Below are 20,182 nucleotides of genomic sequence, written 5' to 3'. Positions count from 1 at the left end.
CCGTTCTTGGGGTGCGTGGGTCATTCGGTGGCGGCTGCAGCAGCAGCTTCGGCGCGCGCCATGCGGCGGCCCTGCATGCGGGCTTCGGCGATGTCGGCCTCATGGCGGTCGCGCAGCGTCTTGGCCAGCGTGAAGGCCGAGCTGATGAGGAAGAGCCAGCTCACGCCCAGGAAGGCCTTGTAGGCCTCGTTGATCTCCATGCGCACGAGGCCCCAGCCGGTCAGGCCCATCGCGGTGAAGAAGCTGCCCCAGACGACCAGCTTCCACATCGGCACGTCGCGTGCCGCTTCGGAGCCGCGCTCGGCAGCCTGCTGGCTGTCGCGCACGAACTTCGACAGCATGAAGGCGGTGCTCAGGCAGAACACGTAGCCCATCACCATGAACGCCCGGTCCAGCGCCTCGCCCGGCAGCCAGCTCAGGCCGGTGGCGCACAGGAAGACGGCGATCGCGAACGAAGCCCAGGCCTGGAACTGCCAGGCCCGCGTGTCGCGCTGGATGAAGACAGTCGTGGTCGATGAGAGGGGTTGCATGTGTGCCTCGCGGCGTAGTGAAGGTGAGCGAATGATGGTTCGCTTCCGCACCGCGAGGCTCGAATGCTTGCACCGGTCGCGGCTTCCGGCGCCGCCGGTATCCGCAATCGATACTTTTTGGGGTGTTTCAGCTGGCCAGCAGGGCGCTCACGCGCTGGCGCAGCGCGTCGGGCTGCACCTCGGCCGGCGGCACGGGGGCGCCGACGTTCAGGCCCACGCGGCTGAAGAAGCCGCGGCGGAAGGGCTTGGCCATGGCCACGCGCTCGCCGCCGCGCAGCTCGATGCGGCTGAAGTACGAGCCCCACAGGTTGGTGAGCGCCATCGGAATCACCGGCGGCTCGATGCCCTGGGCGCGCGCGCCCTCGAGGATCTTCATCACGCCGCCCTTGAAGGGCTGCAGTTCGCCGTCGCGCGTGATCGCACCCTCGGGGAAGATGGCGAGCAGGTCGCCCTCGCGCAGCACCTCCTGCGCCTTCGCGAAGGCTGCCTCGTAGGCCGCCGGGTCGTCCTTCTGCGGCGCGATCGGAATCGCCTTGGCCAGCTTGAACAGCCAGCCCAGCACCGGCACCCTGAAGATGCGGTGGTCCATGATGAATCGGATCGGCCGCGGGCTCGCCGCCATCAGCAGCACCGCGTCGATGAAGCTCACGTGGTTGCACACCAGCACGGCCGCGCCCTCGGTGGGAATGTGCGTCTCGCCCTTGATGTCGAAGCGGTAGACGAAGCGCGACAGCACCCAGGCCACGAAGCGCAGCAGGTACTCCGGCACCAGCATGAAGATGTAGAACGCCACCACCGCGTTGGCGATGCCGGTGAACAGGAAGATCTGCGGAATGGTGAAGCCCGCGCCCAGCAGCGCACCCGCGATGACCGAGCTGCCGATCATGAAGAGCGCGTTGAGGATGTTGTTCGCCGCGATGATGCGCGCGCGGTGCGTCGGCTGGCTGCGCAGCTGGATCAGCGCGTACATCGGCACGCTGTAGAGCCCCGCGAACAGCGACAGCAGCGCGAGGTCGGCCATCACGCGCCAGTGCGCGGGCTGGTGCAAGAAGGCGCCGATGCCCATGTCGTGCGTGGCGGGCGCGAGGCCGCGCGAGGCGAAGTACAGGTCGATCGCGAACACGCTCATGCCGATGGCGCCCAGCGGCACCAGGCCGATCTCCACCTGCCGGCGGCTGAGCGTCTCGCACAGCAGCGAGCCGACGCCGATGCCCACCGAGAACACCACCAGCAGCAGCGAGGCCACCTGCTCGTCGCCGTGCAGCACTTCCTTGGCGAAGCTGGGAAACTGGCTCAGGAACACCGCGCCGAAGAACCACATCCAGGAGATGCCCAGCAGCGAGCGGAACACCACCACGTTCTGGTTCGCGAGCTTGAGGTTGCGCCAGGTCTCGCTGATCGGGTTCCAGTTGATGATCAGCCCCGGGTCGGTGGCCGGCGCCCGTGGAATGGCCTGCGCCACGCCCCGGCCCACCAGCGCCAGCAGCACGCAGCCCACGGCCACGCTCGTGTGGCCGACGTTCGGCAGGGCCACCAGCAACCCGCCCGCCACCTGGCCGAGCAGGATGGCGACGAAGGTGCCCATCTCGACCATGCCGTTGCCACCGGTGAGCTCGCGCGCGTCGAGCACCTGCGGCAGGTAGGCGAACTTCACCGGCCCGAACAGCGTGGAGTGCAGCCCCATGAGGAACACGCAGCCCAGCAGCACCACCGCGTTGGCCGTGACGAAGCCCCAGGCGGCGATCAGCATGATCACGATCTCGAGGTCCTTGACGAGGCGGATCATCTTCGTCTTGTCGAACTTGTCGGTGAGCTGGCCGGAGGTGGCCGAGAACAGCAGGAAGGGAAGGATGAAGAGCGCGCCGATCACCAGGCCCGCCATGGAAGGCGGCATCCAGCTCAGCTGGAGCTGGTAGGTCACCATGACGGTGAAGGCGAACTTGAAGAGGTTGTCGTTCGCGGCGCCCGCGAACTGGGTCCAGAAGAAGGGCGCGAAGCGCCGCTGCCCGAGGAGCGCGAACTGGTTGGCGTGGGCGTTCTCCTCGTGAACCACTGGCGTGGCTGTTGCTGCGGCGGAGGGATTTGTCATTCGAAGAGTGCTCCTCATGCGGCCACGGCGGCGGCGCCCGGATTGTGCCGCAGCGCGGCTTCCCAGCGCATCTCCAGCTTGCGCAGCGCGAACACCACGGGCAGCCCGGCGAGCGAGGCCGTCAGGTGCTTGAGCGTGTGGCCCGACACCGTCTGCTGCGTGAATTCGTAGATCTGGTGGTCGGCCATCTCGAAGCCCTTGGCCAGCACGTAGAAGAAGATCACCCAGCCCAGCTTCAGCCCCACCGACTTGCGCATCGGCGAAGCCAGCGCCAGCGTCAGCACCAGCGCCATGCCGCCGAACTGCACCAGCGCCCAGGGCATGACGTTGCCTGTCTCCTGGAACACCTCGGCCGACAGCAACCCGGCCGTCAGCACGAACCAGGCGGCGGGCCAGCCGGCGCGCTGGCTCACCCGCTCGCACACCGCCACGCCGATCAGCCCGGCGAAGGCCACCGCCATGCCGGCGCGGTCGGCGGCGAGCCGGGGGCCGTCGGGCATGAGGTGGTAGAAGGCCGAGCCGGCGGCGGTGGCAATCAGGCCGGCAAAGAAGAGCCACGCGCAGTCGAGCGTGTTGTCCGGCGGGTCGCTGGCCGGCGGGGCCAGCGGGAACTGCGACAGCGCCTCCTGGTGCGAGCGGTCGATGCGGTTGAGCCGGTACAGGCCCCACAGGCCGATCACCACGAAGGGGATGTTGCTCAGCACGTCCATGGCGTTGGGCAGCCCGTGCCAGGCGCGGGTGTCGGCGAACACCGAGGCGATGGCGACATCGGCGGCCGGCAGCTCGGGGCCGAAGAAGCCGATCAGCGCGAGCAGCGCGAAGGTGAAAAGCAGCCCGCGTTCGCGGCGGCTGAGGGAGGGCAGAAGCATGGCGGTCCTCGGTGGTGGTCTGAACTGGCGCGGAATTTAGGGTCCGCACCCCTCCAGAGGCATCGAGAATCGATACGAGGTACTAATTCACACCCGGTGGTATCTCCAATTGATACTCCCTGGCGCCCGTGTACGCTTCCGCCCCATGAGTACCACCGTCGATCTCGTCCAGGCCCTGAAGAACGAACTCAAGAACGCCCGCATGACCTACGCCGACCTGGCGCGGTCGCTCGACATGGCCGAATCCAGCGTCAAGCGGATGCTGGCCAAGAGCGACATGCCGCTGTCCCGCGTGGACGCCATCTGCCGGGCGCTGAAGATCGATTTCGCCGAGCTGGCGCGCCGGGTGGCCGACGCCCAGCCGCTCCTGAAGGAGCTGACGCACGAGCAGGAGAAGGCCGTGGTCAAGGACAAGAAGCTGCTGCTGGTGGCCATCAGCGTGCTGAGCCAGTGGACGCTGGAGCAGATCGTGGCGGCCTACCGCGTGAGCGAGGCCGAGTGCATCGGCTTCCTGGCGCAGCTCGACCGCATCGGCATCATCGAGCTGCGCCCGCTCAACCGGTATCGCCTGAAGCTCGCCAAGACTTTCCGCTGGCGCCCGCACGGCCCGGTGATGGAGTTCTTCCGCGAGAACGTGGTGCTCGACTACTACAAGGGCGGTTTCGACGGCCCCGCCGAGGGCCTGCTGCTGGTGCACGGCCAGATCAGCCGCTCGCTGGCGCCCGCCTTCCTGGAACGCCTGCAGCGCGTGGCGCAGGACTTCGCCCAGCAGCACCAGACCGACCAGAAACTGGCCGCCAAGGACCGCGAGGGCTACACGCTGCTGCTGGGGATGCGGAACTGGGAGTTCGAAGCCTTTACAAGGCTCCGTCGAGCATGAACTGACTCTCCCCCAGGCTTCGCGCACTTCGTGTCGCTACGCCAACCCCCTTCCGGGGGCGACTCCTGCGGCCCGGCGAAGCCGGTTCCGCGGTGTCCCTGGAAGGAGTCGTTCAGGGCTTTGCGGATTCGAGGGTGTCGCGCATGGTGCGCGCGGCGGCTTTCGCCGCCTCGGCGAAATCGTCGCCCGACGAGGCGTAGATGATCGCTCGCGACGAGTTCACGACGATCGGCGCATCGGGGCGCCAGCCGGCTCGCACCGTGGCGACGGCATCGCCGCCCTGGGCGCCGACGCCGGGGATCAGCAGCGGCACCGTCGGCGCGAGTTCGCGCACGCGCTCGATTTCTGCCGGGTAGGTCGCGCCCACCACCAGGCCGAGCTGGCCGTTGAGGTTCCACGGCCCCTGCGCCAGCCTGGCCACGTGTTCGTAGAGGAAGGGCTGCCCTTCGACGTCCGCCAGCCGCTGGCCCTGCAGGTCGGAGCCGCCGGGGTTGCTGGTGCGGCACAGCAGGAAAGCGCCCTTGCCTTCGTGCTTGAGGTACGGAGCGACCGAGTCGAATCCCATGAAGGGCGACAGCGTCACCGCATCGGCGCCGTAGCGCTCGAAGGCTTCCAGAGCGTACTGCTCGGCGGTGGAGCCGATGTCGCCGCGCTTGGCGTCGAGGATCACGGGCACGTCGGGCGTGTTCCTGCGCATGTGCTCCATCAGCTTTTCGAGCTGGGCTTCGGCGCGATGCGCGGCGAAGTAGGCGATCTGCGGCTTGAAGGCGATGACCAGGTCGGCCGTGGCGTCGACGATGCGGGCGCAGAAGTCGTAGATGCGGCTGGCGTCACCCTTGAACTGTCCCGGGAACCTGGCGGGCTCGGGATCGAGCCCCACGCAAAGCAAAGAACCGTTTTTTTGCTGTGCGGCGGCCAGCTTGTCGAGGAAAGTCATGGGCCGTGATTTTAATTGGCCCGTCGCCAGGGCTCAGTTCGGGCCGGGCGAGTGCTGCTCGGCGGCCAGGCAGAGGTCGGCCCAGGCGCGGGCCTTGTCCGCCGGATTGCGCAGCAGGTAGGCCGGGTGGTAGGTGGCGACCACGCAGGCCCCTTCGATGGAATCCAGCGGCACGACGCGTCCGCGCAGCTTGCCGAGCGGGTCGCCGCTGCGCATCAGGCTCTGCGCGGCCAGCGGCCCCATGGCCAGCACGACGCGCGGGGCGATCGCCGCCGCATGCTCGCCGAAGGCTTCGTCCATGGCGCGCGGGCTGCCGGGCTGGCCGGAGGCCACGCCGCGGTGGGTGCGCATGAGGTGCACGGGCGTGCTGCCGTCGTGCAGCTTCAGGGCGCGCAGCATGTTGTCGAGCAGGCGGCCGGCATCGCCCGCGAAGGCATCGCCGTGGCGGCCGTCGGCTTCGGGCGGCATGTCGGCGACGACCAGCCAGCCGCCCTGCACGGCATCGGCGGCGCCGGCATCGGCATAGAGGCGGCAGGGAGCTTCGACCAGCACGGCCGCGCCCTGCGCGACTGGCGCGGCGGCACGGGGAGCTGGCGCAGGGGCCTGCACCGGAGGGGCGACAGGCCGGGCAACGGGCGGTGGCGGGGCGGCCACCGGCATTTCGGCCTCCTGGCGCTCGTCGACGGCGGGCATGTCCTCCTCGACCGGCGCTGGAGCTTGCGGCGCTGCCGCCACCTCGACCGCCTCGGGAACGGGCCACCAGACCTTCACCCCCATCTCGTCGAGCATGGCGCGCTGGCGGGCGTCCAGCCTCAGCGTCTGCACGGCGGCGCTCATCGCAGGCCTCCCCAGGCCGTCGGGCTTTCGTTCAGCCGCAGGCTCATGACGACAGCGTCCTCGCGCTTGCCGCCGTGCGCCGGGTAGTAGCCCTTGCGCACGCCGACGCTGCGGAAGCCCTGGCGCAGGTAGATGTCGAGCGCGCGCTGGTTGCTCTGGCGCACTTCGAGCCAGAGCCACTGGGCGCCCTCGGCGCGCGACCAGCCGCCCAGCGCCTCGAGCATGAGCGGCGCCCAGCCCTGGCGCTGGAAGGCCGGCGCCACGGTGATGTTCAGCAGGTGCACCTCGTCGACGCCCTTCATGGCGACGAAGTAGCCGATCAGCGTCTCGCCCAGCTGCGTGACCGGCGAATCCACGCCCGGCGCCGTGCCGGGGGCCAGCAGGCACTGGCAGTGGTAGCCCACGGCCATGGAATCGGTGAAGTTGGCGCGCGTCCAGGGGTGGCTGTAGGCCGTCTGCTCGACCGCGCAGACGGCATCGATCCGCTCGACGGTGAGCGGTTCGAGGCGGGCTTCGACGGGCTGGAGGACTGCGCTCATGCGAGGGTGGCTAGCGTTGTGCTGCGGCAGCCTTGATGGCGGCGCGCTCTTCTGTGGTTTGCGCCACTTTATCGCGAACATAGAGCGGCCAGGCCTGCGCGGCCGGCACGGTGCGCCCGGCGGCGAGCAGCGCGGGCGCCAGCCGCAGCATGGCCGCGGCCATCGGCAGCGCCTCGTGGCGGGCGGCGGCCGGGGCCAGTCGCGAACCGTAGGCGGCGAAGGCATTGCCGGCGAGTGCCCAGCCGGCAGGCACTTCGAGCTCCTCGGGCGCCAGCAGCAGCGGCTCTTCGCCGCCCTCGGGCTGGCCCAGCGGACCGTGCGCCGCGAAGTCGTAGCGCGCGGCGTAGACCTGCTCCATGCGCGCGTCCAGCGCCGCCACCACCTGCTGCGCGCCGAAGGCATGGCGCGCTTCCTCGGCCACCGCGAGCAGCGTATCGACCGGCAGCAGCGGCACCTTGGCGCCGTAGGCCAGGCCCTGCGCCACCGAGCAGGCGGTGCGCAGCCCGGTGAAGGAGCCCGGGCCGCGGCCGAAGGCGATGGCGTCGAGCTTGGCCAGCGCGAGCCCGGCTTCGCCCAGCAGTTGACGGATCAGCGGAAGAAGGGTGCTGGAGGCCTGCGCGCCGCCGGCGCCCTCGTGCGCCAGCAGCCTGTCGCCATGCAGCACGGCCACGGACAGGTGTTCGGTGCTGGTGTCGAAGGCGAGCAGCTTGGGCGAGACGGGAGACATCCCTGCGATTATCGAGCGCCGGGCAATTCCGAAGCCCGGCCTGCGGTATCGGCAGCTTTCCCGCCGTCGGCATCGTCGCTGCGCAGGATCGCCAGCCCCGCCCGGCGCAGCGGCACCAGCGCCGCTGCCGGCGCCTGCGGCGAAACCAGCAGCGTGCCGGCCGACGCCACCGGGTTGACCACCCAGGCCGAGGCAGCGCCGATCTTTTCCGAGGACGCCATCACCACCGTCTCGGCCGCCGAGCCCATCAGCGCGCGCTTGATCTCGGCTTCCTCCAGGTCGCCCGTGGTCAGCCCGGCCTCGGCGTGCACGCCGGTGACGCCCATGAAGTAGGTGTCGGCGTGGATGCGCGAGATGGCCGCCATCGCCGCCGAGCCCACCGCCACCATCGAATGCCGGAAGAGCCGTCCGCCGACCAGCACCACCTCGATGCCCGCGTGCGAGGCCAGCTCCACCGCCACCGACGGGCTGTGCGTGACCACGGTGGCCCGCAGGTTCGCCGGCAGGTGGCGCGCGAGCTGCACGGCGGTGGTGCCGCCGTCGATGAACACCACCTGCCCCGGCTTCACCAGGCGCGCGGCGGCGCGGCCGATGGCCACCTTTTCGTCGGGCGCGAGCTGCTGGCGGCCGGCGAAGTCGGCCTCGGCCGCCGCCAGCGGCAGCGCGCCGCCGTGCACGCGCAGCAGCAGGCCCTCGCCCGCCAGCTCGCGCAGGTCGCGGCGGATGGTGTCTTCCGACAGGCCCAGCTCTTCGCTGAGCGACTTGGCGACGACATTGCCGTCGCGCCGCAGGACCGAGAGGATGTGTTGCTTGCGCTGGCTGGTGAGCATCGGGCGATGGTATCGGCTCGCGCCGCTTTCTGCACGATTTTTCTTGTTATTGCACGAACATGCACATATGCTCGGCGCATGACCATCCACGACCGCGTCCGGGTGCACGAAGTCACCCTGCTCTCCGACAACTGGTACACGCTGCGCACCACCGCCTTCGACTGGCGCCGCAACGACGGCCAGTGGCAGCGCATGCACCGCGAGACCTACGACCGCGGCAACGGCGCCACCCTGCTGCCCTACAACCTGCAGCGGCGCACGGTGCTGCTCACGCGCCAGTTCCGCTACCCGGCCTTCGTCAACGGGCACGACGACCTGCTGATCGAGGCCGCCGCCGGCCTGCTCGACGACGCGGCGCCGGAGGAGCGCATCCGCGCCGAGGTCGAGGAAGAGCTCGGCTACCGGCTGGGCGAGGTGCGCAAGGTCTTCGAGTGCTTCATGAGCCCTGGCTCGGTCACCGAGAAGCTGCATTTCTTCGTCGCGCCCTATGAGTCGTCGATGCGCGTGGGCGAAGGCGGTGGGCTGGCCGAGGAAGGCGAGGACATCGAGGTGCTCGAGACCGGCATCGACGAGGCACTGGCGATGGTGGCCGACGGCCGCATCGCGGACGCCAAGACGGTGATGCTGCTGTATCACGCCAGGCTGCACGTCTTCCCGCCGGGATAATGGGCGGATGCCCTTCGCCTTTCGTCGCGCGGCCTGCGCCCTGATCTTCACCACGCTGGCCCCTGCCGGCGCATTCGCCCAGCAAGCCCTCCCCACCCAGGTCGAAGCCGCCCTCGCCCGCGCCAAGGTGCCGCGCGAGTCGGTGACCATGCTGGTCGCCGAGGCCGACGGCACGCGCCAGCCGCGCCTGGCGTGGCGCACGCAGGCGCAGATGAACCCGGCGTCGATCATGAAGCTGGTGACCACCTACGCCGCGCTCGACCTGCTCGGCGCCGCCTACAGCTGGACCACGCCGGTCTACGTCGACGGCACGGTGAACAACGGCGTGCTCAACGGCAACCTCTACATCAAGGGCCAGGGCGATCCGAAGCTGGTGCTGGAGCGCGTGTGGCTGCTGCTGCGCCACGTGCAGGGGCTGGGCATCACCACGGTGAGCGGCGACATCGTCCTGGACCGCGGCGCCTTCGAGACCACGGTGGAGGGCGACCCCGCCGCCTTCGACGGCGAGCCGCTGCGCCCCTACAACGCCTCGCCCGACGCGCTGCTCGTCAACTTCAAGTCGGTCAACATGACCTTCGCGCCCGACCGCGCCGGCCAGATCGCGCGCGTGAGCTACGAGCCTCCGCTGGCCAGCGTAGCCATGCCGCAGACCGTGGCGCTGGTGCCCGGCGAATGCGGCGACTGGCGCGGCACGTTGCGCGCCGACTTCTCCGACGTGAACCGCATCCGCTTCAACGGCGGCTTTCCCAGCGGCTGCGGCGAGAAGAGCTGGGCCGTGGCCTATGGCGACCCGCGCACCTATGCCATGCGCGCCATCGGAGGCATGTGGGCCGAGATGGGCGGGCGCGTCGGCGGGCAGATGCGCGAGGGGCGCGTGCCGGCGGGGCTGAAGCCGGCGTTCGAGTTCGAGTCGCCGCCGCTGGCGGAGGTGATCCGCGACGTCAACAAGTACAGCAACAACGTGATGGCGCAGCAGCTGTTCCTCACCATCGGGCTGGCGCAGAAGAACCGCGGCACCTTCGAGGCCTCGCGCGCGGCCATGGGCCAGTGGTGGCGCGATCGCATCGGCACGGGCGAGGCGCAGCCGGTGTTCGAGAACGGCTCGGGCCTGTCGCGCGACGAGCGCATCAGCGCCGCCGCACTCGGGAAGATGCTGCAGGTGGCGTGGCGCTCGCCGGTGATGCCGGAGCTGATGTCCTCGCTGCCGGCCATGGGCGTGGACGGCACGCTGAAGAGGCGCTCGCTGCGCTCCGGCGGCTCGGCGCACCTGAAGACCGGCACGCTGCGCGATTCCTCCGGGGTGGCCGGCTACGTGGACGGCGCGAGCGGCCGGCGCTACGTGCTCGTGGCCATCGCCAACGGCGAGAACGCCGGCGCCGCGCGCGCGGCCTTCGACGCGCTGGTCGACTGGGCCTCGCAGGACAACTGAAGGCTACCCGCTGGCCTGTAGCGCTGAGTACTGAAAACTTCTGAGGGCAAACGCCCGGTTGCGCGCGGCCTTGCCGCTGCACAGAATCGGACGGTCGTTCGATTCCACGCAAGCCAGGCGCCGACCGGCGCAGGAGACATCACTTGAACCAGCCTCAACCCCAGCCCTCCCGCCCCCTGCGCAAGACCGCCGCCTTCACGGCCGTCGCAAGCGCCGCGACATTGCTGCTGCTCGCCGCCTGCGGCGGGGGTGGCGGAGGCGGGGGAGGCATCGGCATCGGCGTGGGCGTCCCCCCGCCGGCGGCAGACAATGGCCGGGGCTCGGTGGTCACCGACCCGCCCGAGAAGACAGCCGCGCTGACGGCCACGCAGTTCACCGCCAGCCTGCAGGCCAGCGACCAGGGCAAGGGCCTGCTGCAGGTGGCGGGCACGCCCAAGTGCGGCGTGGACCTGCGCTACCTCGAATACCGCACCGTCGGTGCGAAGAACGAGGCCACCAACGCCACCGCCGCCATCATGGTGCCCACCGGCTCCGACGTGGCCTGCAGCGGCCAGCGCCCGGTGGTGCTCTATGCCCACGGCACCACCGCCGCCAAGGCCTACAACCTCGCCAGGTGGACCGACAGCACGCAGGCGGCCGCCGGCGAGGGCCTGATGATCGCCGCCATGTTCGCGGCGCAGGGCTACATCGTGGTGGCGCCCAACTACGCGGGCTACGACAAGTCGACGCTGCCCTACCACCCGTACCTCGACGGCGACCAGCAGGGCAAGGACATGGTCGACGCGCTCACCGCGGCGCGCAAGACCTTCTCGGGCATCGGCGCGAACGATGCCGGCTCGCTCTTCATCACCGGCTACTCGCAGGGCGGCTACGTGGCGATGGCGGCGCACCGCGAGATGCAGGCCAACGGCAAGGCGGTGACGGCGTCGGCGCCGCTGTCGGCGCCCTCGGCCATCAGCCTGCTGACCGACTACACCTACCTGGGCTGGCCGGCGCTGGGCGCCACGCTGTTCGTGCCGCTGCTGTCGACCAGCTGGCAGCAGCAGTTCGGCAACGTCTACGGCTCCACCAGCGACCTGTACGAGGCGCAGTACGCCAGCGGCATCGACACGCTGCTGCCCAGCACCTCGCCCGGCACCTTGTTCAGCAGCGGCAAGCTGCCCCAACTCGCGCTGTTCCCGGCGAACGCCACGCCGGGGCCGGTGAGCCCGGAGCTGTCGATCTTCTACGGCGCCAACAACCTCATCAAGCAGAGCTTCCTGACACAGGCGGCCGGCGACATCCAGGGCAACCCCTGCCCCGGCAACGCGCTGCCGGCCACGGCCGCTTCGCTGAGCACCACCTCGCCGCTGGACTGCAAGCCCTCCACGGGCTTCCGCAAGGCCGCCATCGCCAACGACCTGCGCAACTGGGTGCCGACCCGGCCGATGCTGATGTGCGGCGGCGCCAACGACCCGACGGTGAACTTCGTGAGCACCCGCGCCACCTCGGGCTACTTCCGCGCCAAGGGCATGCCGTCCAGCATTCTGTCCGTGGTGGACCTGGAGGACTCGGCGGCCATCGACGCCTACTCCACCGCCCGCGCCGGCTTCGCGCAGGCCAAGGCACTGCTCGCGCAGAACACCTCGGGCAGCGCATCGGACAAGGCCCAGGCCGTCACGCTGGCGTACCACGGCACGCTGGCGCCGCCGTTCTGCCTGGCCTCTGCGCGCGGCTTCTTCCAGGGCGTGCTCGCAGCCGGAGGCTGAACGAAGAGCCATTCCAGGAACACCGCGGAACCGGCTTTGCCGGGCCGCTGGTGTTGCCCCCTGCAAGGGGGTTGGCGTAGCGACACGAAGTGCGCGAAGCCTGGGGGTCAGGCCATTGACGCGCGCTGCAAGCGGTCTTTCACGCCTTCCCATTCGTGCGTGTCGGGCGGCGTCTCGACCCAGATCAGCTTGACGCCTTGCGCGTCGAACTCGCGCAGCACTGCGAACAGCAGCTGCGCGCTGGCCGCCGCGTCGTCGGGCATGCGCCGCAGCAGCACGCGCTGCGAGCGGCTGCGCACCGCGGCGCGCGACCACACTGCGATGTGGGCGGCGTTCGCGCCGAGCACGTCGAGGCCGGTCTGGATCGACTTGGCGTCCATCAGCCGCACCTTGGCGTTCGGGGCGTAGTGCGCTTCGAGCGTGCCCGATGCGCGCGGATCGGGCGTCTCGAGCACCTCGCGGTCGGCGAGCTTCTCGCCGCAGGCGGCCTCGATCTGGGCACGCGTGATGAGGCCGGGGCGCAGCAGCACGGGCGCGCCACGACTGCAGTCGACGATGGTCGACTCGATGCCCACGTCGCAGGGGCCGCCGTCGATCACCAGCAGTTCGTCGCCGAACTCGTCGTGCACGTGCTGGGCGGTGGTCGGGCTGACGCGGCCGAAGCGGTTGGCACTCGGCCCCGCGAGGCCGGGCACGCCCTGCTCGGCGCAGGCTTCGAGCAGCGCCTGCGCCACCGGATGCGAGGGGCAGCGCAGGCCGATGGTGTCCTGCCCGCCGGCGGCAGCGGCACCCACGCCGGGCTGGCGCGTGACGATCAGCGTGAGCGGCCCCGGCCAGAAGGCCTGCACCAGCTTCTGCGCGAAGGGCGGCAGCGGCTGCGCGAAGCGCGAGAGCGACTCCGTGCCCTTGGTGCCGGCCGCCACGTGGACGATCAGCGGATGGTCCGACGGCCGGCCCTTGGCCTCGAAGATGCCGGCGACGGCGGTGTCGCTGCTCGCGTCCGCGCCCAGGCCGTAGACGGTCTCGGTCGGGAAGGCCACCAGCCCGCCGGCGCGCAGCACGCGCGCGGCCTCGGCGATGGCTTCGGGAGAGCGGCCGTCGAGGATCATGCGAGATCGGCGGTGGCCACCGCCGGCAGGCCCAGCAGCAGCGCCGCCTGCGAAGCCGTGGCGCGCACCGCCTCGAGCGTGGCGCCGGTCAGCGTGAGGTGGCCCATCTTGCGGCCGCGGCGGGGTTCGATCTTTCCGTAGAGATGCAGATGCGCGCCGGGCAGCGCGAGCACCTCGCTCCAGCGTGGCGCGACAGGCTTGTCGGCCTTGTTGTCGGCGCCCCCGGGGAACCACAGGTCGCCCAGCAGGTTGAGCATGATGGCCGGGCTGTGCTGGCGCGGCGCGGCCAGCGGCAGGCCCGCGAGGGTGCGCACCTGCAGTTCGAACTGCGAGACGTCGCAGGCTTCCATGGTGTAGTGGCCGCTGTTGTGCGGGCGCGGTGCCATTTCGTTGACCACCAGCGAGCCGTCGGCCAGCGCGAAGAACTCGACGCACAACACGCCCACGTAGTTGAGGCCGTTGGCGATGCTCTTGGCCGAGTTGATGGCGCCCTGCGCCACCGTCTTGGGCATGTTCTGGGCATGCACCTCGGTCACGGCCAGGATGCCGTCGCGGTGCAGGTTTCGCTGCGGCGGGAAGTGCACGATCTGCCCGTCGCGTCCGCGCGCGAGGATGACCGAGCACTCGAACTCGAGCGGCAGCATTTTTTCGAGCACGCAGGGCACGCAGCCCGCGGCCTGCCAGGCGTCGACCAGCTCGTCGCGCGTCTTCACGCGCTGCTGACCCTTGCCGTCGTAGCCCAGTCGCGCGGTCTTGAGGATGCCGGGCAGCAGGTTGTCGTCGATGGCGGCGAGCTGCGCGGCGGTTTCGATGACGGCGTAGGGCGCGCAGGGCACGCCGCAGCGGGTGAAGTGCGCCTTCTCGGCGATGCGGTCCTGCGCGATGGCGATGGCCGGGGCGGCCGGCGACACCGGGCGCGCCACCGCGAGATGCTCCAGCGAGGGCGCGGGCACGTTCTCGAACTCGGTGGTCACCGCGTCGGCCAGGCCGGCCAGGCGGGCAAGGCCGTCGACGTCGTCGTAGTCGGTGTGGATGTGGTGGTGGCTCACGCGGCCGGCGGGGCTGTCGGTGTCGGGATCGAGCACCGCGGTGAAGTAGCCCATGCGCTGGGCGGCGTGGGCGAACATGCGCCCCAGTTGCCCGCCGCCGAGCACGCCGAGCGTGGCGCCCGGGAGGATGGGCAGCTCGCCGTTCTTGCCGCTCACAGGGCACCTCCGCCTTGCGGCGAGAAGGGGGATACGGGCGCTGCCTCGCCGGCGGGCGGCGGGGGCAGGGTCATGGCCTCGGCGGCCGCCGTCTGCGCGGCGCGGAAGGCGTCGAGCTTCGCGCGCAGCGCGGGGTTGTTCACCGCCAGCATCGACACGGCGAACAGCGCCGCGTTGGCCGCGCCGGCATTGCCGATGGCGAAGGTGGCGACCGGCACGCCCTTGGGCATCTGCACGATGCTGTAGAGCGAATCGACGCCCTGCAGGTGGCGGCTGGCCACCGGCACGCCGAGCACCGGCACCGTGGTTTTCGACGCCAGCATGCCCGGCAGGTGGGCCGCGCCACCCGCGCCGGCGATGATCGCGGCAAGGCCGCGCCCGGCGGCGCTTTCGGCATATTCGAAGAGCGTGTCGGGCATCCGGTGGGCCGAGACCACCCTGGCTTCGTGCCCGATTCCGAATTGCTGGAGAATCTCGACCGCGTTGCGCATCGTCTCCCAATCGGAGTTCGAGCCCATCACTACACCGACCTGAATGGTTTCGTTCATGGTTTCAATTTTACGTTTCACCCCCAGCTGGTTCCGATGATCGACATCACTCTCGAAAATTTCCAGGCCGAACTGATCGAAGCCTCGGTCGCCACGCCGGTGCTGCTGGACATCTGGGCCGAATGGTGCGGCCCCTGCAAGCAGCTCGGCCCGGTGCTCGAAAAGCTCGAAGTCGAGTACGGCGGTCGCTTCACGCTGGCCAAGCTCGACGCCGACAAGGTGCCGCAGATTTCCTCGCAGCTGTCCGAGATGTTCGGCGTGCGCAGCATCCCCTTCTGCGTGATGTTCAAGGACGGCCAGCCGGTGGACGGCTTCGTCGGCGCCATTCCGGCCGAGAAGATCCGCGAATTCCTCGACAAGCACGTGCCCGGCGCCGACGAAGCCGAAGCCGCCTCCGAGGAAGCGGCTGCTCAGGAAGCGCTGGCCGGTGGCGACACCCAGGGCGCGCTCGAGAAGCTGCAGCACGCGGTGGCCACCGACCCGGCCAACGACGACGCCCGCTTCGACTACGTGAAGCTGCTGCTGCAGGAGGGCCGCACCGACGACGCCAAGGTCGCCTTCGCCCCGGTGATCGCCAAGACATCGCTGGTGCGCCGCTTCGACGCGCTGCAGCGCTGGATGGACGCTATCGATTTCGCAGCACCGCCTTCTGGGGCCGCGCCTTCCATCGCCGATTTCGACGTGAAGATCGCTGCCAACAAGCGCGACTTCGATGCCCGCTTCGGCCGCGCCCGCCTGCTGATGGCCGCGCAGCGCTGGACCGACGCCATGGACGAGCTGCTCGACATCCTGATGCGCGACAAGACCTGGAGCGAGGACCTCGCCCGCAAGACGTACATCGCCATCCTCGACATCATCGAGCCGCCGAAGGTAAAGGTGGCCGACGGGCAGATCCCGCCGGACGACCCGGTGGTGGCCTCGTACCGCCGCCGGCTCAGCAGCATCGTGCTGAGCTGACCGTTCTCCCCTCGGGAAGAAAGCGACCTCCGGGTCGCTTTTTTCATGGTCCGGCGGCAGGGGGCACGGCATTGGCGGGCCAGGCGCCGTCGCATACGATCACGCCCGATTCAACTTGTTGCAGATCGAAAAAGGAACACTGGCCATGCGCTCCTTCGCCCGCCGCACCGCGCTCTTCCCCGCCCTTGCCGCCACTGCCCTGCTGGCCACGCTGGCCGGTTGCGGCAGCGGCATCAGCCTCGACGAGCCGATCGAGGGCCCGGCCTGGCAGCTGGTGCAGCTGGGCGAGGAGCCGGTCGCGCCGGGCAACGGCGCCCAGGTGCAGTTCGACCGCAGCAGCGGACGCGTCAGCGGCTCGGGCGGCTGCAACCGCATCTCGGGCACCTTCACGCGCACCGGCGTCGCCCTGAGGATCGGCCAGATGGCCTCGACCCGCATGGCCTGCACCGATCCGACGCGCGGCGCCAACGAGGCGCAGTTCATCTCGGCGCTGCAGAACACCACGAGCTACCGGCTGGCGGGGCCGAACCGGCTGGCGCTGCTGGATGCGAGCGGGCGGACGGCGGCGCTTCTGAGCAGCGGCGGGGGGCGCTGAGAGCTGCGGCTACTTGGCCGCCGACGCGTCGACCGTCAACTGGATCTCTTCGGTGGCCATCCCCTGGTCGGAGATGCTGACGTCTATCGTGCCCTTGGCGTCGGCTTTCACCATGACGCGCACCGTGTACTGGTTCGGACCGGAGACAAGAACCTCCAGAGTTGCCGGTCCCTTGACCGACGCCATCGGCGGCTTGGTAGTGCCGTTCACGGCGATCTGGTAACTCTCGCCCGGCTTGACCTTGGCATCCTCGGCTGGTGACACAGTCATGGCACTGCCGCCAGCGACACAGCCAGGATTTTTTGCCGCCGCCTTGCGCGCGTCACCGAAGACGAGCAGTCGATTACTCAACGGACGGCGAGCGGCATAAACCTCCGCCGTGAGACTGGCCAAGGTAAGCGCGACATCATCGACGCTCAAGAGATCGCAACTGCTGCGACCAGCGGTCCTGCACGTGTCGACATCCGCCTTGCTCATTGCTCTGGCCTTTTCAAGCTTGCCTTCCAGCGCCCGCTGTGTCTTGCGCCCCTGCGCCGAAACATCGCCGGTCTTGCGCGCTCCATCCGCTCCGCCGGCTGGAGATTTGCCCGCTTCGGATCGCTCCTTGTCACTTTCGTTGGCCGCATCAATCTTGACCGCCCGGAACTTGCCGATGATTCCTGTGGCTTGCGTGACCAACTCATCAGGGCTGGATACCGTCTTGTTGGCCGCGTTGATATGTGCAGCCACGCGGGCAAAGACCAGATCGCCCTCCCGCATCAGGATGACCCCGCTGTTCCCGAGCTGGGAATAAAGCTGCTCGCTGGAGGCCAGGGTCTTGCGCGCTCGCCACAAGGCCGAAGCCGCCTCGCGGCGCACATGGGCCTGCGGCAGTTCGCTGTCACGGGCATAGCGCAAGACAGCCTGAGCCCGGAGCAACTGCGCGTCGAGCCTGTTGATGGCCTGCGTCAGGCGGTATTGCTCGGCCCACATCCTGTCGAAGCTCTCGACCTCCAGCCGCAGTGGCTCAATCGTCAGCATGGCGCAGGTCAGTCCGAGAACGCCTTCGACGTAGGCCTTCTCCTGATTGGGATTGACGAACCAGTTGCTGGCCGAATAGGCGGTGAAGCCGACCGCGCCGGCCATGGCGAGCCGGGTCTTCTCTCGATCGCTGGTTACGCCGGATTTCAGGCCCCCATACAGCGCGGCGGCTGTCACGCCCAGCAAGCCGAGTTGCGTCATCGTGCGAACGCGCGCCTGCGCCGACAGCGAATCGAACCACTCACGGCGCTGGTCTTTGAGGGCACCCAACGCGCCCTGCAGATTCCCGGCCAGGGGCCTGGCGTTGGCGAGAGTGACTTCCTCGTAACCGAGCTGGTTGATCGGTATGTCGGCGCGCTTGCTGCGCTGGTACGGATCGATGCTGCTGCAGCCCGCAATGGCCACGATGAGCCCCGCCGCCACGCAGCGCTGCCACCCACGAACGCTTCTTCCGGTTTCCATCTTCCCCACTCCCTCATGTTCTGTACGCACATGATGGCGGGGTGGGGACGTCCGGACATCCCCTGTTCCCGTGGCGACAAGGCGCCCGGGATGGACTACTCAGCCAGCCTGTCAGCCCGTGAGGCGCTCCAGCGCCTCGCGGTACTTGGCCGCCGTCTTCTCGATGACCTCGGCCGGCAGGCGCGGCGCCGGGGGCGTCTTGTCCCAGGGCTTGCCGTTGATCTTGGTGCCTTCGAGCCAGTCGCGCACGAACTGCTTGTCGTAGCTCGGTGGGTTGGCGCCGGCGGCCAGCGCGGCCTGGTAGCCCTCGACCGGCCAGTAGCGCGAGCTGTCGGGCGTGAGCACCTCGTCCATCAGCACCAGCGTGCCGTTCTCGTCGAGGCCGAACTCGAACTTGGTGTCGGCGATGATCATTCCCTTGGCCAGGGCGATCTGCGCGGCGGTTTCGTAGATGGCGATGCTGGTGTCGCGGATCTGCTGGGCCAGCTTGGGGCCGACGATCTCGACCACGCGCTCGTAGCTGATGTTCTCGTCATGCTCGCCGGCGGCGGCCTTGGCGGCAGGCGTGAAGATGGGGCGCGGCAGCTTGCTCGCGTTGGTCAGGCCCTCGGGCAGCGGCACGCCGCAGACCGAGCGGCTTTCCTGGTATTCCTTCCAGCCGCTGCCGGCCAGGTAGCCGCGCACCACGGCCTCGACCGGGATCGGCTTCAGGCGCTTGACCAGCATCGATCGGCCCGTGACCTGCGGCACCTCGTCGGCCGTGACGGCGCTCTCGGGCGCGTCGCCGGTCAGGTGGTTGGGGCAGATCTGGCCGAGGCGGTCGAACCACCACAGCGCCATCTTGGTGAGGATCTCGCCCTTGCCCGGAATGGGCTCGCCCATGATCACGTCGAAGGCGCTGAGCCGGTCGCTCGCGACCATCAGGATGCGGTCTTCGCCGACGGCGTAGTTGTCGCGCACCTTGCCGCGCGCAAGAAGGGGCAGGCTCTGGATGGAGGAGGTGTGGACGGTGGTCATGGGGCTGGTGCGGTAGGGAAACGGATGGCTGACGGGAAAAGCGGATTGTGCGCGCAGAAAAAAGCCACCGCGAACGGTGGCCGTCTGATCGCGGGGAAGTGCCTAGATGACTTCCTGGGCCAGTTCGCCCTTGGCGTACTTGCCGGCAACGACCTGCAGGCTGTCGCCCTTGATCTTCGCGCCCTGCCCCTCGCAGCCGAATTCGATGTAGCGCTGCTTGCAGATCTGCTTGGCGGCTTCGCGCGCGGGCTTGAGCCACTCGCGGGCGTCGAACTTCTCGGGGTTCTCGGCCATGAACTTGCGCACGGCGCCGGTCATCGCCAGGCGGATGTCGGTGTCGATGTTGATCTTGCGCACGCCGTACTTGATGGCTTCCTGGATTTCCTCGACGGGCACGCCGTAGGTTTCCTTCATGTTGCCGCCGTACTTGCGGATGATTTCGAGCAGGTCCTGCGGCACCGACGACGAGCCGTGCATCACCAGGTGGGTGTTGGGCAGGCGGGCGTGGATTTCCTTCACGCGCTTGATCGACAGGATGTCGCCGGTGGGCTTGCGGGTGAACTTGTAGGCGCCGTGGCTGGTGCCGATGGCGATGGCCAGCGCGTCGAGCTGCGTGGCCTTGACGAACTGGGCGGCTTCCTCGGGGTCGGTCAGCAGGGCGGAGTGGTCGAGCACGCCTTCGGCGCCGATGCCGTCTTCCTCGCCGGCCATGCCGGTCTCGAGCGAGCCCAGGCAGCCCAGCTCGCCTTCGACGGTCACGCCGACCTTGTGCGCCAGTTGCACGACCTTGCGGGTCACGTCGACGTTGTAGTCGAAGGAGGCGGGCGTCTTGCCGTCTTCATGCAGCGAGCCGTCCATCATGACGGAGGAGAAGCCGAGGTCGATGGCGCCCTGGCAGATGGCCGGGCTCTGGCCGTGGTCCTGGTGCATGACCAGCGGGATGTTCGGGTACTGCTCGATGGCGGCCTGGATCAGGTGCTTGATGAAGGCTTCGCCGGCGTACTTGCGGGCGCCTGCGCTGGCCTGCAGGATGACGGGAGCGCCGGTTTCCTTGGCGGCCTCCATGACGGCCTGGACCTGTTCGAGGTTGTTGACGTTGAAGGCCGGAATGCCGTAGCCATTGGCTGCGGCATGGTCGAGCAGTTCGCGCATCGAGACGAGTGCCATGGGAAATACCTCGCGGGAATT

Annotated in this window: 20 protein-coding genes; 6 read left to right on the top strand and 14 right to left on the bottom strand. The window is 69.3% G+C overall.

Features of this window, described 5'->3' with window-relative positions; genetic code table 11:
- Nucleotides 1-20 precede the first annotated feature (20 nt).
- The 3 genes from EJP67_RS07945 to EJP67_RS07935 all read right to left on the bottom strand — a co-directional run bounded on the left by EJP67_RS07945 (nucleotide 21) and on the right by EJP67_RS07935 (nucleotide 3,488).
- Complete coding sequence (locus EJP67_RS07945; RefSeq protein WP_126021170.1) at nucleotides 21-530, bottom strand: YiaA/YiaB family inner membrane protein; 510 nt, start codon at nucleotides 528-530, stop codon at nucleotides 21-23.
- A 127-nt stretch (nucleotides 531-657) separates the two neighbouring features.
- Nucleotides 658-2,619, bottom strand: coding sequence for an MFS transporter (locus EJP67_RS07940; RefSeq protein ID WP_126021169.1), 1,962 nt, complete (start codon nucleotides 2,617-2,619; stop codon nucleotides 658-660).
- 14 nt (nucleotides 2,620-2,633) lie between these two features.
- Complete coding sequence (locus EJP67_RS07935) at nucleotides 2,634-3,488, bottom strand: hypothetical protein (protein WP_126021168.1); 855 nt, start codon at nucleotides 3,486-3,488, stop codon at nucleotides 2,634-2,636.
- Between the two features lie 145 nt (nucleotides 3,489-3,633).
- Here EJP67_RS07935 and EJP67_RS07930 point away from each other — a divergent pair, with 145 nt between their 5' ends.
- Nucleotides 3,634-4,368, top strand: coding sequence for a helix-turn-helix domain-containing protein (locus EJP67_RS07930; protein ID WP_019653935.1), 735 nt, complete (start codon nucleotides 3,634-3,636; stop codon nucleotides 4,366-4,368).
- A 112-nt stretch (nucleotides 4,369-4,480) separates the two neighbouring features.
- Here the strand turns inward: EJP67_RS07930 and pyrF are convergent, their stop codons facing one another.
- From pyrF to EJP67_RS07905, 5 genes are read right to left on the bottom strand one after another with little or no spacing between them, the layout of a single operon-like run.
- Nucleotides 4,481-5,305: an orotidine-5'-phosphate decarboxylase gene (pyrF, locus tag EJP67_RS07925; protein WP_126021167.1), complete on the bottom strand. Its 825-nt coding sequence runs from the start codon at nucleotides 5,303-5,305 to the stop codon at nucleotides 4,481-4,483.
- 33 nt (nucleotides 5,306-5,338) lie between these two features.
- Nucleotides 5,339-6,142, bottom strand: coding sequence for a uracil-DNA glycosylase family protein (locus EJP67_RS07920; RefSeq protein ID WP_126021166.1), 804 nt, complete (start codon nucleotides 6,140-6,142; stop codon nucleotides 5,339-5,341).
- Nucleotides 6,139-6,681: a ribosomal protein S18-alanine N-acetyltransferase gene (rimI, locus tag EJP67_RS07915; protein ID WP_126021165.1), complete on the bottom strand. Its 543-nt coding sequence runs from the start codon at nucleotides 6,679-6,681 to the stop codon at nucleotides 6,139-6,141. Before rimI ends, EJP67_RS07920 begins: the two co-directional genes overlap by 4 nt.
- 10 nt (nucleotides 6,682-6,691) lie before the next feature.
- Nucleotides 6,692-7,408: a tRNA (adenosine(37)-N6)-threonylcarbamoyltransferase complex dimerization subunit type 1 TsaB gene (gene tsaB, locus EJP67_RS07910; RefSeq protein WP_126021163.1), complete on the bottom strand. Its 717-nt coding sequence runs from the start codon at nucleotides 7,406-7,408 to the stop codon at nucleotides 6,692-6,694.
- A gap of 8 nt (nucleotides 7,409-7,416) precedes the next feature.
- Nucleotides 7,417-8,238, bottom strand: coding sequence for a DeoR/GlpR family DNA-binding transcription regulator (locus tag EJP67_RS07905; RefSeq protein ID WP_126021162.1), 822 nt, complete (start codon nucleotides 8,236-8,238; stop codon nucleotides 7,417-7,419).
- Between the two features lie 78 nt (nucleotides 8,239-8,316).
- Here EJP67_RS07905 and EJP67_RS07900 point away from each other — a divergent pair, with 78 nt between their 5' ends.
- The 3 genes from EJP67_RS07900 to EJP67_RS07890 all read left to right on the top strand — a co-directional run bounded on the left by EJP67_RS07900 (nucleotide 8,317) and on the right by EJP67_RS07890 (nucleotide 12,081).
- Nucleotides 8,317-8,904 (top strand): NUDIX hydrolase, encoded by a 588-nt coding sequence (locus EJP67_RS07900; protein ID WP_126021160.1) that lies wholly within the window; start codon nucleotides 8,317-8,319, stop codon nucleotides 8,902-8,904.
- Between the two features lie 7 nt (nucleotides 8,905-8,911).
- Complete coding sequence (gene dacB, locus EJP67_RS07895) at nucleotides 8,912-10,333, top strand: D-alanyl-D-alanine carboxypeptidase/D-alanyl-D-alanine endopeptidase (protein ID WP_126021158.1); 1,422 nt, start codon at nucleotides 8,912-8,914, stop codon at nucleotides 10,331-10,333.
- 143 nt (nucleotides 10,334-10,476) lie between these two features.
- Nucleotides 10,477-12,081 carry an alpha/beta hydrolase family protein gene (locus EJP67_RS07890; protein WP_126021157.1) on the top strand — a complete coding sequence of 535 codons (1,605 nt, stop codon included), beginning with the start codon at nucleotides 10,477-10,479 and terminating at the stop codon, nucleotides 12,079-12,081.
- A gap of 107 nt (nucleotides 12,082-12,188) precedes the next feature.
- On the opposite strand, the gene EJP67_RS07880 is transcribed toward EJP67_RS07890, so the two are convergent.
- The 3 genes from EJP67_RS07880 to purE are packed head-to-tail and all read right to left on the bottom strand — an operon-like array spanning nucleotide 12,189 to nucleotide 14,943.
- A complete protein-coding gene (locus EJP67_RS07880) occupies nucleotides 12,189-13,190 on the bottom strand; it encodes an L-threonylcarbamoyladenylate synthase (RefSeq protein WP_126021155.1) in 1,002 nt (333 codons plus the stop codon).
- The gene (locus EJP67_RS07875; protein WP_126021153.1) at nucleotides 13,187-14,395 is read right to left on the bottom strand and encodes a 5-(carboxyamino)imidazole ribonucleotide synthase; all 1,209 of its coding nucleotides are present in this window, start codon (nucleotides 14,393-14,395) and stop codon (nucleotides 13,187-13,189) included. Before EJP67_RS07875 ends, EJP67_RS07880 begins: the two co-directional genes overlap by 4 nt.
- Complete coding sequence (purE, locus tag EJP67_RS07870; protein ID WP_126021151.1) at nucleotides 14,392-14,943, bottom strand: 5-(carboxyamino)imidazole ribonucleotide mutase; 552 nt, start codon at nucleotides 14,941-14,943, stop codon at nucleotides 14,392-14,394. The genes EJP67_RS07875 and purE overlap by 4 nt, the downstream gene beginning before the upstream one ends.
- Before the next feature lie 36 nt (nucleotides 14,944-14,979).
- On the opposite strand from purE, the gene EJP67_RS07865 reads away from it, so the two are divergent.
- Nucleotides 14,980-15,900, top strand: a complete 921-nt coding sequence (locus EJP67_RS07865; RefSeq protein ID WP_126021149.1) for a tetratricopeptide repeat protein — start codon at nucleotides 14,980-14,982, stop codon at nucleotides 15,898-15,900.
- Nucleotides 15,901-16,045: 145 nt separating this feature from the next.
- Nucleotides 16,046-16,495, top strand: a complete 450-nt coding sequence (locus EJP67_RS07860; RefSeq protein WP_126021147.1) for an META domain-containing protein — start codon at nucleotides 16,046-16,048, stop codon at nucleotides 16,493-16,495.
- A 9-nt stretch (nucleotides 16,496-16,504) separates the two neighbouring features.
- Here EJP67_RS07860 and EJP67_RS07855 read toward each other — a convergent pair whose 3' ends face one another.
- The 3 genes from EJP67_RS07855 to fba form a co-directional block, all read right to left on the bottom strand.
- A complete protein-coding gene (locus tag EJP67_RS07855; protein ID WP_126021145.1) occupies nucleotides 16,505-17,977 on the bottom strand; it encodes a hypothetical protein in 1,473 nt (490 codons plus the stop codon).
- A gap of 111 nt (nucleotides 17,978-18,088) precedes the next feature.
- Nucleotides 18,089-18,994: a phosphoribosylaminoimidazolesuccinocarboxamide synthase gene (locus tag EJP67_RS07850; RefSeq protein WP_126021143.1), complete on the bottom strand. Its 906-nt coding sequence runs from the start codon at nucleotides 18,992-18,994 to the stop codon at nucleotides 18,089-18,091.
- A 102-nt stretch (nucleotides 18,995-19,096) separates the two neighbouring features.
- The gene (gene fba, locus EJP67_RS07845; RefSeq protein ID WP_126021141.1) at nucleotides 19,097-20,161 is read right to left on the bottom strand and encodes a class II fructose-bisphosphate aldolase; all 1,065 of its coding nucleotides are present in this window, start codon (nucleotides 20,159-20,161) and stop codon (nucleotides 19,097-19,099) included.
- Nucleotides 20,162-20,182 lie beyond the last annotated feature (21 nt).

Origin of the sequence: Variovorax guangxiensis (genome assembly GCF_003952165.1) — a bacterium.
GTDB classification, from domain to species: Bacteria; Pseudomonadota; Gammaproteobacteria; order Burkholderiales; family Burkholderiaceae_C; genus Variovorax; species Variovorax guangxiensis.
The sequence above is the reverse complement of the archived record's forward strand: the minus strand, read 5'-3'. Positions and strand labels throughout refer to the sequence as shown.

Coding starts and splice junctions, on each gene's coding strand:
- EJP67_RS07945 (WP_126021170.1), bottom strand. CDS start 530: ATGCAACCCCTCTCATCGACCACGACTGTCTTCATCCAGCGCGACACG.
- EJP67_RS07940 (WP_126021169.1), bottom strand. CDS start 2,619: ATGACAAATCCCTCCGCCGCAGCAACAGCCACGCCAGTGGTTCACGAG.
- EJP67_RS07935 (WP_126021168.1), bottom strand. CDS start 3,488: ATGCTTCTGCCCTCCCTCAGCCGCCGCGAACGCGGGCTGCTTTTCACC.
- EJP67_RS07930 (WP_019653935.1), top strand. CDS start 3,634: ATGAGTACCACCGTCGATCTCGTCCAGGCCCTGAAGAACGAACTCAAG.
- pyrF (WP_126021167.1), bottom strand. CDS start 5,305: ATGACTTTCCTCGACAAGCTGGCCGCCGCACAGCAAAAAAACGGTTCT.
- EJP67_RS07920 (WP_126021166.1), bottom strand. CDS start 6,142: ATGAGCGCCGCCGTGCAGACGCTGAGGCTGGACGCCCGCCAGCGCGCC.
- rimI (WP_126021165.1), bottom strand. CDS start 6,681: ATGAGCGCAGTCCTCCAGCCCGTCGAAGCCCGCCTCGAACCGCTCACC.
- tsaB (WP_126021163.1), bottom strand. CDS start 7,408: ATGTCTCCCGTCTCGCCCAAGCTGCTCGCCTTCGACACCAGCACCGAA.
- EJP67_RS07905 (WP_126021162.1), bottom strand. CDS start 8,238: ATGCTCACCAGCCAGCGCAAGCAACACATCCTCTCGGTCCTGCGGCGC.
- EJP67_RS07900 (WP_126021160.1), top strand. CDS start 8,317: ATGACCATCCACGACCGCGTCCGGGTGCACGAAGTCACCCTGCTCTCC.
- dacB (WP_126021158.1), top strand. CDS start 8,912: ATGCCCTTCGCCTTTCGTCGCGCGGCCTGCGCCCTGATCTTCACCACG.
- EJP67_RS07880 (WP_126021155.1), bottom strand. CDS start 13,190: ATGATCCTCGACGGCCGCTCTCCCGAAGCCATCGCCGAGGCCGCGCGC.
- purE (WP_126021151.1), bottom strand. CDS start 14,943: ATGAACGAAACCATTCAGGTCGGTGTAGTGATGGGCTCGAACTCCGAT.
- EJP67_RS07865 (WP_126021149.1), top strand. CDS start 14,980: ATGATCGACATCACTCTCGAAAATTTCCAGGCCGAACTGATCGAAGCC.
- EJP67_RS07860 (WP_126021147.1), top strand. CDS start 16,046: ATGCGCTCCTTCGCCCGCCGCACCGCGCTCTTCCCCGCCCTTGCCGCC.
- EJP67_RS07855 (WP_126021145.1), bottom strand. CDS start 17,977: ATGGAAACCGGAAGAAGCGTTCGTGGGTGGCAGCGCTGCGTGGCGGCG.
- EJP67_RS07850 (WP_126021143.1), bottom strand. CDS start 18,994: ATGACCACCGTCCACACCTCCTCCATCCAGAGCCTGCCCCTTCTTGCG.
- fba (WP_126021141.1), bottom strand. CDS start 20,161: ATGGCACTCGTCTCGATGCGCGAACTGCTCGACCATGCCGCAGCCAAT.